Origin of the sequence: Williamsia sp. Leaf354 (assembly GCF_001424365.1) — a bacterium.
Taxonomy (GTDB): Bacteria; Actinomycetota; Actinomycetes; order Mycobacteriales; family Mycobacteriaceae; genus Williamsia_A.
The window spans coordinates 1,285,795-1,298,541 of the sequence record NZ_LMPL01000001.1 but is presented as its reverse complement, the minus strand read 5'-3'; the positions used below and the strand labels follow the sequence as shown (position 1 = coordinate 1,298,541).

At 68.8% G+C, this 12,747-nt stretch carries 12 protein-coding genes; 5 read left to right on the top strand and 7 right to left on the bottom strand.

Going from position 1 to position 12,747, the window contains the following annotated elements; genetic code table 11:
* Positions 1–3: 3 nt before the first annotated feature.
* Entirely contained in the window at positions 4–1,296 is a 1,293-nt protein-coding gene (locus ASG12_RS06245) for a glycosyltransferase family 61 protein (RefSeq protein WP_055786456.1), read from the bottom strand.
* Between the two features lie 220 nt (positions 1,297–1,516).
* Between ASG12_RS06245 and ASG12_RS06240 the strand changes: the two genes are divergently transcribed.
* The gene (locus ASG12_RS06240; protein WP_045824286.1) at positions 1,517–1,696 is read left to right on the top strand and encodes a DUF3073 domain-containing protein; all 180 of its coding nucleotides are present in this window, start codon (positions 1,517–1,519) and stop codon (positions 1,694–1,696) included.
* A gap of 64 nt (positions 1,697–1,760) precedes the next feature.
* Here the strand turns inward: ASG12_RS06240 and purM are convergent, their stop codons facing one another.
* Positions 1,761–2,870, bottom strand: coding sequence for a phosphoribosylformylglycinamidine cyclo-ligase (purM, locus tag ASG12_RS06235; protein WP_055786453.1), 1,110 nt, complete (start codon positions 2,868–2,870; stop codon positions 1,761–1,763).
* Positions 2,871–3,017: 147 nt separating this feature from the next.
* Between purM and ASG12_RS06230 the strand changes: the two genes are divergently transcribed.
* Entirely contained in the window at positions 3,018–5,009 is a 1,992-nt protein-coding gene (locus ASG12_RS06230) for an OPT family oligopeptide transporter (protein WP_055786450.1), read from the top strand.
* Between the two features lie 16 nt (positions 5,010–5,025).
* Here ASG12_RS06230 and purF read toward each other — a convergent pair whose 3' ends face one another.
* Together purF and ASG12_RS06220 are read right to left on the bottom strand one after the other, a co-directional pair.
* Positions 5,026–6,600 (bottom strand): amidophosphoribosyltransferase, encoded by a 1,575-nt coding sequence (purF, locus tag ASG12_RS06225; protein ID WP_055786448.1) that lies wholly within the window; start codon positions 6,598–6,600, stop codon positions 5,026–5,028.
* Between the two features lie 120 nt (positions 6,601–6,720).
* A complete protein-coding gene (locus ASG12_RS06220; protein WP_055786446.1) occupies positions 6,721–7,104 on the bottom strand; it encodes a sterol carrier family protein in 384 nt (127 codons plus the stop codon).
* A gap of 70 nt (positions 7,105–7,174) precedes the next feature.
* Between ASG12_RS06220 and ASG12_RS06215 the strand changes: the two genes are divergently transcribed.
* The 3 genes from ASG12_RS06215 to ASG12_RS06205 all read left to right on the top strand — a co-directional run bounded on the left by ASG12_RS06215 (position 7,175) and on the right by ASG12_RS06205 (position 9,589).
* Entirely contained in the window at positions 7,175–7,522 is a 348-nt protein-coding gene (locus ASG12_RS06215; RefSeq protein ID WP_082501677.1) for a VOC family protein, read from the top strand.
* 63 nt (positions 7,523–7,585) lie between these two features.
* On the top strand, positions 7,586–9,094 hold the full coding sequence (locus ASG12_RS06210; protein ID WP_055786443.1) for a glutamate-cysteine ligase family protein: 1,509 nt from the start codon (positions 7,586–7,588) through the stop codon (positions 9,092–9,094).
* A gap of 42 nt (positions 9,095–9,136) precedes the next feature.
* Positions 9,137–9,589: an Rv0361 family membrane protein gene (locus tag ASG12_RS06205; RefSeq protein ID WP_055786439.1), complete on the top strand. Its 453-nt coding sequence runs from the start codon at positions 9,137–9,139 to the stop codon at positions 9,587–9,589.
* A 25-nt stretch (positions 9,590–9,614) separates the two neighbouring features.
* Here the strand turns inward: ASG12_RS06205 and ASG12_RS06200 are convergent, their stop codons facing one another.
* The 3 genes from ASG12_RS06200 to ASG12_RS06190 form a co-directional block, all read right to left on the bottom strand.
* Positions 9,615–10,460: a phytanoyl-CoA dioxygenase family protein gene (locus ASG12_RS06200; RefSeq protein ID WP_055786436.1), complete on the bottom strand. Its 846-nt coding sequence runs from the start codon at positions 10,458–10,460 to the stop codon at positions 9,615–9,617.
* Positions 10,461–10,504: 44 nt separating this feature from the next.
* Positions 10,505–11,584, bottom strand: a complete 1,080-nt coding sequence (locus tag ASG12_RS06195) for an NAD(P)H-dependent amine dehydrogenase family protein (protein ID WP_055786433.1) — start codon at positions 11,582–11,584, stop codon at positions 10,505–10,507.
* An 82-nt stretch (positions 11,585–11,666) separates the two neighbouring features.
* The gene (locus ASG12_RS06190) at positions 11,667–12,725 is read right to left on the bottom strand and encodes a GGDEF domain-containing protein (RefSeq protein WP_082501676.1); all 1,059 of its coding nucleotides are present in this window, start codon (positions 12,723–12,725) and stop codon (positions 11,667–11,669) included.
* Between the last annotated feature and the right edge of the window lie 22 nt (positions 12,726–12,747).

Sequence of the window (12,747 nt, the reverse complement as noted above, 5' to 3'; positions counted from 1 at the left end):
CCGTCACACGACGCCGACGTCGTCGAGCGCGCGTTCGACCTCCCCGACGTCGATGGTGAACGGCAACAGCCACGGCGACCCGGTCCCCACCGTCGGCCCATAGACGCTCGCGTAGCGGTGACCGCAGGCCGCGGCCAGGTCGGCGTAATACGGCTCGGTCCACCCGCTCGCGGCCAGGTGGATCACCGATGTCCCCCGCGGCGCGAAGATGCTGTTGACCATGGCCGCGCCCATCACGCCGACGATCACGTCGGCGCGCAGGCACGCCTCGGCCTGCTCCCGCGCCGATGCCGTGATCGGGTCGAGGGTGACGAAGCCACGGCTGGTCAGCAGATCTTCGATCTCGGCGCCGTTGATGATCTTTCGGCCCGCCGCCCCGCCGCGACGCAGGATGTGCAGACGTGTGCCGGGACCGTCCGGCCGCGACAGCCCGGCGACGACGGCCTCGCGAGAGGCCGCGATCGCGTCGGGCGACTTCCGCACCGGGTGGAGCGTCGGCTGCGACATGTACCGGACGTCGCGGACCACGACGGGACGCTCGAACGGGACGAGCGTCACCTCGACGTCCGGGTCGCCGAGCGCGAGGCCCAGCGACTCCTGCCGACGCAGGTTGATCAGGGTGCCGCGATCGGTCATGACCCACCGCGGCCGGGTGCCCGGTGCCGTGTTCCTGGCCGCGGCGACCGCCCGGGAGAGGTCATCGGTGAGCCAGTGACCGAAGTTGCTGCTGCCGGGCGAGCCCAGGTAGACGGTGTCGGGGTGATCGGGCAGGGTTCGCGCGAGGCGGAGATCGGCCGGGGTCGGCGGCTGCAACGCCACCCGGTCGTGTGACCGCGCGCTCTCGTACAGGGCACTGATCGTGCCGTCCCGCCGCAGGTAGACCGCGTTGCGGTAAAGGATCACCTCGTCGAAGCGCGCCTCGCGGACCGCGACGCCGGCCGGATGGACCCGCCGTGTCTCCTGGTAGATCTCGGCGGCGTCGAGCGGCTCACCGTAGAGATGCAGCTCGGGGCCGTCGTAGGTGTGGCGCCCGAACACCTCGGTCGTGGCGACGTCGGCGTCGCCCAGCACGAACGAGTCGTCCTCGTGGAGGGTCTCCTCGTCGTACATCGGCGGGTGCATCGACAGCGCTGTGCGGGAGAAGTCCTGCACGATGTGGTCGGACAGGTCGGCCGGATGACGCCGCAGCACGCGGGCGGCGAGATCGGCGACCATCCACCGCAGCCGTTGGCCGTTGTCGGCGAGCAACCGCCCGGTCCCGTAGTTGTCGATCGACGCGCGTATGAGGTCGGCCACGTGACAGGACACCTTTCTCGACGTGATGCACAACCGTACAATTTCCCTGGTGGGACCCGTCGAACGGCCGCCGCGACATGACCCGCACTCGCGCGGTGCGGGCTGGTCCGCATCGACGCTCAGAGCGCGCTAGACTGTTGCACACGACAAGATTTATAAACTCAGAATGGGGCCGCCAGTCTTGATTGGCCGCCCCGTCATTGTGCGAGGGGGTCCCCCTATGGGCCGCGGCAGAGCAAAAGCGAAGCAGACGAAGGTCGCTCGGGAGTTGAAGTACAGCTCCCCGAACATGGACCTCTCCAGCCTGCAGCGAGAGCTGGCGAACGAACCCGAACGCCCCTCCGATCGACCGGACCCCGCTGACGCGTGGGCCGACGAGGACGAGTGGCGTCGGGCCTGACCGGCTCCGTCACCACCGACGTACCGATCTGACGACCGCACGGCCCGCGAGGGCCGCGGTCGGCTCAGAATCGCGGATGTTCACCCTTCAGTGCAGCGGCTCCCGCATGGTCTTTTCCGTCGTGTGACTTGGTGATCGACCCGAGCACCCAGCTGTTCAGGTGCCGGGCGGTCAGCACGGCCAGCGCGCGGTCGGTGTCCTCGGGCGCCACGATCGCGACCATGCCGATCCCCATGTTGAAGGTGCGTTCCATCTCGAGGCGCTCGACGCGTCCGCGCTGGGCGATCATCGCGAACACCGGGTCGGGCGTCCACGTGCCGCGATCGAGTTCGGCGAGCAGGCCGTCGGGGATGACACGGGCCAGGTTCTCGGCGAGTCCACCGCCGGTGACGTGGCAGAACGTTCGCACATCGGTCTCCGCCGCCAACGCGAGGCAGTCCTTGGCGTAGATGCGGGTCGGTTCGAGCAATTCCTCACCCAGGGTGCGACCGAACTCCTCGACGTGTCCGCCGAGATCCATGTGGCCCCACTCGAGCAGCACCTTGCGAGCCAACGAGTAGCCGTTGGAGTGCAGACCCGACGACCCCATCGCGATCACCACGTCTCCGGGGCGCACGCGATCGGGTGAGAGCACCGAATCCGCCTCCACCACACCGACTCCGGTGGCCGACAGGTCGTAGTGCGCGTCCTCCATCAGTCCGGGGTGCTCGGCGGTCTCGCCGCCCAGCAGGGCGCACCCCGCCTCGACGCACCCGTCGGCGATGCCCTTGACCAGCTCCGCGACGGTCTCCGGGACCACCTTGCCGACGGCGATGTAGTCCTGCAGGAACAGCGGCTCGGCGCCGCACACGACGAGGTCGTCGACGACCATGGCGACGAGATCTCGACCCACCGTGTCGTGCTTGTCCATGGCCTGGGCAATGGCCAGCTTCGTGCCGACACCGTCCGTCGAGGAGGCCAGGACCGGTTCGCGGTAGGTGCCCTTGAGGGCGAAGAGGCCGGCGAACCCGCCGATGCCGCCGAGCACCTCCGGACGCGACGCGCGCTTGGCGTGCGGGGCGAACAGCCGCACGGCCCGATCACCTGCGTCGATGTCGACCCCGGCGTCGGCGTAGGACGCCCCCCGCCGGACTGGAGTGCTGTCGCCTGCGGGATCGGAGTCCTGATTGGTCACGCGCCACACGCTACCGGAGCCGACGTGGACCGTATCGCCCCACTTTGACCATCACGCCCCGAACGGGGTGTGGCGTCGGTCGCACATCGCCGGGCCGTGTCCGCCATACTTCGTAACCATTGTCCCGCGATCGAACAGGTGGATCCCATGACCGATGTGCGCACCACGGGCAGCGCCGTCCGTGAACTCACCGTGCGCGGTGTGATCCTCGGCGGGATCATCACGCTCGTCTTCACCGCCGCCAACGTCTACCTCGGGCTCAAGGTGGGCCTCACGTTCGCCACCTCGATCCCCGCGGCGGTCATCTCCATGAGCGTGCTGCGGTACTTCCGCAATCATTCGCTCGTCGAGAACAACATCGTGCAGACCATCGCGTCGGCGGCCGGAACGCTCTCGGCGATCATCTTCGTGCTGCCCGGCCTGATCATGGTCGGCTGGTGGACCGGGTTCCCCTACTGGACGACCGCCGCAGTCTGCGCGACCGGCGGCATCCTGGGCGTCGCGTTCTCCATCCCGCTGCGACGCGCGCTGGTGACCGGATCCGACCTTCCCTTCCCCGAGGGTGTCGCGGGCGCCGAGGTCCTCAAGGTCGGCACGTCGGACTCCGCACAGGCCGCCGCCGACAACAAGACCGGACTGCGGATGCTGTCGGTGGCCGCGGTCGTGGCCGCGGGTTTCTCGCTCGTGTCGTCGCTGAAGGTGATCAGCAACGCGGTGTCGACGTCGTTCAAGGTCGGCTCGGGCGGCACGATGGTCGGCGCGAGCCTGTCGATGGCGCTCATCGGCGTCGGCCACCTCGTCGGTCTCACCGTCGCCGTCGCGATGGTCGTCGGACTGGTCATCTCGTTCGGCATCCTGCTGCCCATCCGCACCTCGGGGAACCTGTCGGGCTCCGAGGCCCTCGCCGACACCGTGTCGTCGACGTTCTCCTCCGACGTGCGCTTCATCGGCGCCGGTGCGATCGCGGTCGCCGCGGTCTGGACGTTGGCGACCATCCTGCGTCCCATCGTCACCGGCATCATCGAGTCGGCACGCTCGGCCCGCCTGCGCCGTGGGGGCACCGAGGTCGACGTCGTGGAACGCGACATCCCCATCCAGATCGTCGCGGGCGTCACGGTGTTCATGCTCATCCCGATCGGCTGGCTGCTGTGGGACTTCACCAGCAGCACCGCACTCAACGGCGGTGTCGCCGGGATCATCACCGTCAGCCTGGTGTACCTGCTCGTGTTCGGTCTCGTGATCGCCGCGGTGTGCGGCTACATGGCCGGCCTCATCGGCTCGTCGAACAGCCCGCTGTCGGGCGTCGGCATCCTCGTCGCCATCAGCGCGGCGCTGCTGATCAAGGTCACCTTCGGTGACGCGGACAGCTCGCAGATGACCGCACTCGTCGCCTACACGCTGTTCACCACGGCGGTGGTGTTCGGCGTCGCGACGATCTCCAACGACAACCTGCAGGACCTCAAGACCGGTCAGCTGGTCGGGTCCACCCCGTGGAAGCAGCAGTTGGCGCTCGTCATCGGTGTGCTGTTCGGTTCGGCTGTGATCCCGCCGATCCTGCAGCTGATGCAGACCGCGTTCGGGTTCGCCGGTGCACCCGGCGCCGGCGACGACGCGCTCGCCGCACCGCAGGCGTCCCTCATCTCGTCGCTCGTCAGCGGCGTGTTCGGCAGTTCACTCGACTGGGCATTGATCGGCCTGGGTGCGCTCATCGGGCTCGGCGTCATCGCGATCGACGAGACGATGAGCCGCACCACCCGGTTCCGCTTGCCCCCGCTCGCCGTGGGACTCGGCATGTACCTGCCGATCTCACTTACCCTCGTCATCCCGATCGGCGCGGTGCTGGGCTTCTTCTACAACCGCTGGGCCGACCGGAACGCGACCAACGTCGAACGGACCAAGCGCCTCGGTGTGCTGCTCGCGTGCGGACTCATCGTGGGCGAGAGCCTGTTCGGGGTGGTGTTCGCCGGCATCGTCGCGGCGTCGGGCGACGACGATCCGCTGCGCATCGTCGGCGAGGGATGGGACAACTGGGCCCAGATCGTGGGGATCCTGGCGTTCGTCCTCGTGGTGGGGTGGCTCTACAAGCGCACCCAGAAGGTGTCGGAGACCGCCGCCGTGACACCCGAGGCCTCGGTCTGATCGACCGCGGTGGCGGTCAGGGACGGCGCAGCGCGCTGGCGTTGTCGTTGACCGCACCCAGCGGATCGGACCCGACCGCATTCGAGAGCATCGTCTCGAGGACGGCCTTGCCCATCGAGGTCTCGGTCGGCAGATCGATCGGGTACTTGCCGTCGAAACAGGCCGCACACAACTGATCTCGCGGCTGATCGGTGGCGGCGATCATCTCGTCGATGCTGATGTACCCCAGCGAGTCGGCGCCGATGGCCTGACGCACACCCTCGACCATGCCCTCCTCGGACTCCATGCCGTTGGCGATGAGCTCGGCGGGAGAGGCGAAGTCGATGCCGTAGAAACACGGCCACCGCACGGGGCTCGACGCGATGCGCACATGGATCTCGGCGGCACCGGCCTCGCGCAGCATGCGGATCAGGGCGCGCTGGGTGTTGCCACGGACGATCGAATCGTCCACCACCACGAGCTTCTTGCCGCGGATGACCTCTTTGAGCGGGTTGAGCTTGAGGCGGATGCCGAGCTGGCGGATCGTCTGCGAGGGCTGGATGAAGGTGCGGCCCACGTAGGCGTTCTTCATCAGGCCCTGGCCGTAGGGGATCCCCGATTCCTGCGCGAAGCCGGTGGCCGCCGGCGTGCCCGACTCGGGCACCGGGATCACCAGGTCGCCCTCGGCGGGGAACTCGCGCGCCAGGCGGCGACCGATCTCGACCCGCGAGGAGTGCACCGAGCGACCGTTGATGACGCTGTCGGGGCGGGCGAGGTAGACGTACTCGAACACGCACGCCTTGGGCGTGGGCTGGGCGAACCGCGAGCTGCGGACGCCGTCGGCGTCGATGGCGAGCAGCTCGCCGGGCTCGATGTCGCGGACGAACGAGGCGCCGACGATGTCGAGGGCGGCGGTCTCCGAGGCGACGACCCACCCGCGGTCGAGGCGACCGAGGCACAACGGGCGGACACCGTGGGCGTCACGCGCGGCGTAGAGGGTGTGCTCGTCCATGAAGGTCAGGCAGAACGCGCCCTTGAGGGTGGGCAGCAGTTCCATCGCGGCCTGCTCGATGGTGCGGTCGGCGGCACCGTGCGCGAGCAGCGCACCGACGACGTCGGAGTCCGACGTCGCCCCGCCGTGCAACCGCGACTCCATCAGACCCGCGGCGCGAGCGGTGCTCGCGAGGTCGGAGGTGTTGACGAGATTGCCGTTGTGGCCCAGTGCGACACCGGTTCCCGCGGCGGTGGTGCGGAAGATGGGCTGCGAGTTCTCCCAGGTGGTCGACCCCGTGGTCGAGTAGCGGCAGTGCCCGATGGCGACGTGGCCGGGCATCGAGGCCAACGTCTGCTCGTCGAACACCTGACTCACCAGACCGAGATCTTTGAACACCAGCACCTGCGAGCCGTCACCGACGGCGATGCCGGCGGCCTCCTGGCCGCGGTGCTGCAGGGCGTAGAGCCCGTAGTAGCTGAGCTTGGCGACATCCTCGCCGGGAGCCCAGACCCCGAAGACACCGCACTCTTCTCGGGGCTCGTTCTCATGGATGTCGAGCTCGGCATCCGGCGTGGGTTCGGCGAGAAGATTCGGGCTGTGGATCGACAGCTCGGTCACAGTGACGCTCCCAAAGGTGGGCGGTGCGGAGGGCGTAGAAGTGAGTCTAGGGCCCCCGCGCCGACCTGGGCGAATCATGCGGGCGCGCGTGGCGTCCGGTTCGCCGCGGGCGCGGTCGGATCAGATCGCGACCACCGGCAGGTACGCCGCGACCTCGACCGCGCGACTCCCCGAGGCCGACACCGCTCCCGCGGCCACCGCGTCGTCGAGGTCGAGCAGTCCGGTGGCGAGCAACAACCAGGTGCGCGGGTCGGTCTCGACGACATTCGGGGGCGTGCCCCGGGTGTGCCGCGGCCCCTGGATGCACTGCACCGCCACGAACGGGGGCACCCTGACCTCGACCGACGCCCCCGGGGCGAGTTGGGCGACGGTGCGCGCGGACATGCGGACCGCGGCGGCCAGCTCGGTGCGCGCCGGCGTCGGCAGCGTGTCGTCACGCAACCACGCCGCCACGGCGAGCACCGATGCGCGCATCTGCGCGGGATCGACGGACTTGGGGGCCATGAGCACCGATGATGACAGCAGCGGCGCACACCGACCCGTACCGCCGGACACAGACGGAGGAATTCCCGCCATGGCCGTGAGAAGGATCATGCCGATCATCACCGTCGGCGACATCGCGACGGCGAGTCGGCACCACACCGACATCCTCGGACTCACCGAGGTGATGAACCACGGATGGATCGCGACGTTCGCCGATCCGGACTCGGGACTCCAGGTCAGCCTCATGACCACCGACCTCACCGCACCCTGCAACCCGGCGATCTCGGTCGAGGTCGACGACGTCGACGCCGCCTACGCACGGGCCCTCGCCTCGGGTGCGGAGATCATTCACGAACTGCAGCCCGAGGACTGGGGCGTACGGCGGTTCTTCTACCGCGACACCGACGGCATCGTGGTCAACGTGCTGCAACACCTGTAGGTCCGACCGTCGGTGTGTCCGATATGCGGGCGCGCACCCCCTCGTCGATGACACGATGGGCCGATGGGTGCCGAGGTCTCCACGCGTGAGTTCACCCGTGAGGACCGGCGCCGTTTTCGCGAGCAGGTCGGTCGCGGTACCGACGCCATCGCCCGGATGCTCGCCGACGGCCTGTTCACCGACGCCGGTCGGCAGGTGGAGCCGCTGCTGGGCATGGAGGTCGAACTCAACCTGATCGACCGGGCGATGAACCCGGCGATGTCGAATGCGATTGTGCTGCAGGCCATCGCCGACCCCGAGTTCCAGACCGAGTTGGGGCAGTTCAACATCGAGATCAACGTCGCGCCGCAACCGTTGACCGACGACAACACCATCGCCCTCGAGCAGGCCCTGCGCGCGTCGCTGAACCGGGCCGAACAGCGCGCCGCGGCGACCGACAACCACATCGTGATGATCGGCATGCTGCCCACGCTGCGCACCGACCACCTGAACCACCAGTGGATCTCGGCCAACCCCCGCTACGGTCTGCTGAACGAGCAGATCTTCGCCGCGCGCGGCGAGGACATCGCCCTCGACATCGACGGGATCCCGCTCGGCGACGAACGCGTCGGCGAGCGTCTGGTCACCACCAGCGACTCGATCCTTCCCGAGGCGGCGTGCACATCGGTGCAGTTGCACCTCCGTGTGGCCCCGGAAACCTTTGCCGCGCACTGGAACGCCGCGCAGGCGATCGCCGGTGTCCAGGTGGCCGTCGCCGGCAACTCCCCGTTCTTCGCCGGCAAGGCGCTGTGGCACGAGAGCCGGATCCCGGTGTTCGAACAGGCCACCGACACCCGACCGCTGGAACTGAAGAACCAGGGCGTGCGACCGCGGGTGTGGTTCGGCGAACGGTGGATCACCACCATCTTCGATCTGTTCGAGGAGAACACCCGGTACTTCCCCGCGCTGCTGCCCGTCTGCAGCGACGACGACCCGCTGGCGACCCTCGCGTCGGGTCGGATCCCCGAGCTGAACGAGCTGAGACTCCACAACGGGACGGTGTACCGCTGGAACCGTCCCATCTACGACGTCGTCGACGGTCACGCGCATCTGCGCATCGAGAACCGCGTGCTACCGGCCGGGCCGACGGTGCTCGACACCATGGCCGACTCGGCGTTCTACTACGGCGTGGTCCGGGCCCTCGTCGATGCCGACCGGCCGCTGTGGTCGCAGATGTCGTTCGACGCCGCCACCGAGAACCTGCACTCCGGCGCCCGCGACGGTCTCGACGCCCAGCTGTACTGGCCCGCCGTCGGCTGGGTGTCGCCCGACGAGCTGGTGCTGCGGCGACTGCTCCCCCTCGCCGACCGCGGACTCGCCGCCTTCGGGGTGTCCGACCGTGCGCGTCGGCGCTACCTGTCGGTGATCGAGGGGCGGTGCCTGCGCCGACAGACCGGCGCGGTGTGGCAGCGCGAATCGGTGGCCGCACGCGAGCGCGCCGGGGACTCCCGCGACCGCGCGCTGTCGGGGATGTTGCGCGAGTACGTCGACCGGATGCACGAGGGCGAGGCCGTGCACACCTGGGATCTGTAGTCCCACCACGTGCCCGACGGACGCACGGCTACCGTTGCGTCCATGACCGCCGCACCTGATCCGACGACGCCTGACCGCTCGAACCGCCGCGGGTTCGTGATCGTGGCCGTCGTGGTGGTGGTCGCCATCGCGGCACTGGCCGTCGGACTGGTCGCCTACTTCTCCGGTGGCAGCGACGACGCGCGGGGTGGCCGCACCGACACCCAGCAGGTCAGCGATGTCGCGCACCAGTTCACCGATGCCGCCAGCAAAGGTGACGCGACCACCGCGCGCGACGCGGTGTGCACCGCGGACAAGAGCCGGTACTCGAACCTCTCGACACGTCCGCTCCCCCAGGCCCTGCCCGCGTTCACCCTGGTCGACGTCAAGTTCGCCGGCGACGACGCGACCGGGACGGTGAAGACCACCGGCCAGCCCGACGGCGCGATCTACTTCCACAAGGACGGCGCGGACTGGAAGCTCTGCCCGTCGTCGAAGGCGAAGTTCTCCGGCTGACGACGGGCCGCCGCCGGGCCGCGCCCTACCGTGCCGCGTTCTTGACGAACTCCTCGACGCCGGCGGGCGGTCGGACACCGCCGAAGTAGCCTCCGCGCACGTGTCGGCGCCGTTCACCGTCGTCGGTCGCCCGGGCCGCCGAGTGCCAGAGGTAGGCGTCGTGCAGGATGACGTCGCCGGCGTCGGCGTACACCGCGACCTCGCCGCGCACCTTCTCGAAACGCAGCGGCATGTCGAAGGGCGGTGTCCGGTCGGTGCGACCGCGGGCGGCGCGGGCGCCGTCGGGAACCGTGACCCCGGTCGCGTTCCGGAAGGGCGCCGGTGTCGCCCAGAGATGGCTTCCCGGAACCACTCTCAGGAATCCGTTGGCCGGACTCGTGCCGTCGACGTGGATGGTGAACGCGGTACTGGGCCAGACGTCGAGGCTCGGGCCGGCCTGCCAGTCGGTGTGCCAGCCGATGCGTGCGTACCCGGACTCCTTCCCCGGACGCGCGTCCTGGTACACCACACCGAACTGCTCGTGGGCACGCAGCCAACAGTTCTCGCCCAGCAGTGACGACATGAGCGATCTCAGCACCGGGTCGGACACCGCGTCGGCAACGGCGGGCGACACCTCCGAGACGTATTCGACGTAGTTGACGAATCCTTGTGTCTCCGTGTCCTCGTCGAGGAACACCGTGGAACCGTACCGGTCACCGAGGTCGCCCGACCGGACCCTCTCCTGGGCCTCGATGCACTCCGCTTCGATCCGCGCCAGTCGCGTCTCGTCGACGAGTCCACGCAGGATCGCGTACCCGTGCATCTCGTAGAACCACAGCAGGTCGTCGATCTCGTCGGTACCGAAGACGCCGATGCTGTGGAGGCCTCCCATGGGCCGAGGTTACGACCGCAGCCGGGTGTCCGCGCGTCGAGCGATCACGCCGGCGGGATCAGGCCCCGGCCGGTGATGAGCGGGAGGTCGAGCGCGGTGACGAGACCCGGCTCGGCGGCGACGACGGCCTCGACGGCGTTCACCAGCCGCATGGCGGTGACGATCATGCCCGAGACATTGTGGTCGCCGTGCTCGCCGTGGTGGGTGAAGTCGACGGTCATCATCGGTTCGCCGGTGATCTCGATCCGGTAGCAACCGTCGCCGGTGTGCGGTGTCGGCCAGTCGGGCCGTTGTGTCGGGTCGGTGCGGGTGATGTGGTCGAGCACCACACGTTCGACCCCGTCGACGGTGCCGATCACCTGGAAGCGGACGGCCGCCATGGTTCCCTCGGCGATGTCGCACGACACGGTCGAGATGTCGCGCTCGGCGGGGATCCGCTCCACCTTCTCCACCAGCGGCTCGTCGAGGGTGAGATCGAGACCGGCGGCGATCTGGCGCACGACACTTCCCCACGCCATCGACAGCACGCCCGGGGTGAACAGCATCGGGGTCTCGTCGAGGGGCTTGCCGAAGCCGAAGATGTCGCTCATCACCACCGGCTGGTAATACGTCGAGTAGTCGGCGATCTCGTAGCAGCGGACCTGGTCGATCCGCTGGGAGAGGCTCGTCATCGCCAGGGGCAGGACATCGTTGGCGAAACCCGGATCGATGCCGTTCACGTGCAGGCTGGCGTTGCCCTTCTTACCCGCGGCGTCGACCCTCTCGACGAGATCTGCGGGCACCACGCCGGTCGGGAACTGCAGCAGCACCGGCCCCGACGACACGACGTTGATGCCGTGCTCGATGAAGTAGATGAGGTCTTCGAGGGCCTCGAAGATCCGGTCGTCGACCATCGCGGTGTGCACGATGCAGTCGGGCTTCAGGGCGATGAGCGCGTCGCGGTCGTTCGTGGCGAGCACCCCGAGGTCGCGGCCCAGGTCGGCGAGGCGGCCCGCGTCCTTGCCGACCTTGTCGGGGTTGGAGACCCACACCCCGACGAGTTCGAGGTCAGGGCGGGCGTCGATACCGGCGATCGCATGCCGTCCCACCGTTCCCGTGGACCATTCGACAACCCTGAGCACCACGCGAGACCTCCGTGTCCGACCGTCACCGACCACCCCAGAGTAGAACAGGTTCTAGTTTCGCAGGCCGGTTTGCCCATCGGGGTCACCCGACGGCGGTACGCCGTCCGCCGTCGGCCTTCGCCCGGTACATCGCCGCGTCGGCGCGATCGAGCAACGCGGTCAACGCATCGACGGACTCGAGTCGCGGCGTCGTGGCGACACCGATGCTGACGGTGATGGCGACGCCCGCCCGACAGGCGAGCGTGGAGTCGTGGACCTTCGCCGCGACCTCACCCGCGTCCTCGCCCGGGATCAGGATGGCGAACTCCTCACCCCCGGTCCGTGCCGTCACCGCGTCGCGGGGGACCGCTGAGCTCAGCGCGCCCCCGATCTGGGCCAACACCTCGTCGCCGCGCAGGTGGCCGAACTCGTCGTTGATGGCCTTGAACTTGTCGATGTCGAGAACCAGCACCGACACCGGCCCGCCATGACGGATGTGATCCGACGCGCTCGCCAGGAGTCCCCGGCGGTTGAGCAGACCGGTGAGACTGTCGCGGTGGGCACCGATGGCGTCGGCGTTGAGCATCCGTATCCCCGGCACCACCACCAGCGGCACCGCGATGACGATCGGTAGCAGCACCAGCCCACGTATCGCGACGAGCACAGGTTCGGTCCCACCGAGCAGAGAGTCGATCGCGCACCAGGCCATCGCGGACACGGCGAGGAGGAAGTGCACCGCCACCTCCGGCGCGCGGTGGTGAAAGGCGGCATACATGCCGTTCGCGGCGAGCAGCGCCAGACCCGGCCATGCCGTGAACGCATCGGAGTAACACAGCACCACCGCGATCACCGACACGTCGCTGTAGAGAAGGAACGCGACCGACCCGCGTTCGGACATCTCGACGCCCCGCAGCCACATCGTGCCGATCACCGCCGAAGTCGCCGCGACCGCCAGCGTGATCGGCACCGCGTACTCGACACCCGTGCCCTGCCGGAAGTACACGGCGGAGAAGACGGCCGCGAGTCCGTAGACGAACGAGCCGACGCCGACCAGGATCTCCATCGGTCGTCGCATGCCGATGGTCCGCATGTACTGCACGGCAGTCCGATAGTCCGACGGCGAACGCCACCATCGGACCACCACACGACTCCCCCGTGTCATCGGACAAGCGTACAAGCACGCC

Excerpts from the sequence above, each read along its gene's own strand:
- ASG12_RS06240 (WP_045824286.1), top strand. The coding sequence starts at position 1,517 with ATGGGCCGCGGCAGAGCAAAAGCGAAGCAGACGAAGGTCGCTCGGGAG.
- ASG12_RS06230 (WP_055786450.1), top strand. The coding sequence starts at position 3,018 with ATGACCGATGTGCGCACCACGGGCAGCGCCGTCCGTGAACTCACCGTG.
- ASG12_RS06220 (WP_055786446.1), bottom strand. The coding sequence starts at position 7,104 with ATGGCCCCCAAGTCCGTCGATCCCGCGCAGATGCGCGCATCGGTGCTC.
- ASG12_RS06215 (WP_082501677.1), top strand. The coding sequence starts at position 7,175 with ATGGCCGTGAGAAGGATCATGCCGATCATCACCGTCGGCGACATCGCG.
- ASG12_RS06210 (WP_055786443.1), top strand. The coding sequence starts at position 7,586 with ATGGGTGCCGAGGTCTCCACGCGTGAGTTCACCCGTGAGGACCGGCGC.
- ASG12_RS06205 (WP_055786439.1), top strand. The coding sequence starts at position 9,137 with ATGACCGCCGCACCTGATCCGACGACGCCTGACCGCTCGAACCGCCGC.
- ASG12_RS06200 (WP_055786436.1), bottom strand. The coding sequence starts at position 10,460 with ATGGGAGGCCTCCACAGCATCGGCGTCTTCGGTACCGACGAGATCGAC.
- ASG12_RS06190 (WP_082501676.1), bottom strand. The coding sequence starts at position 12,725 with ATGACACGGGGGAGTCGTGTGGTGGTCCGATGGTGGCGTTCGCCGTCG.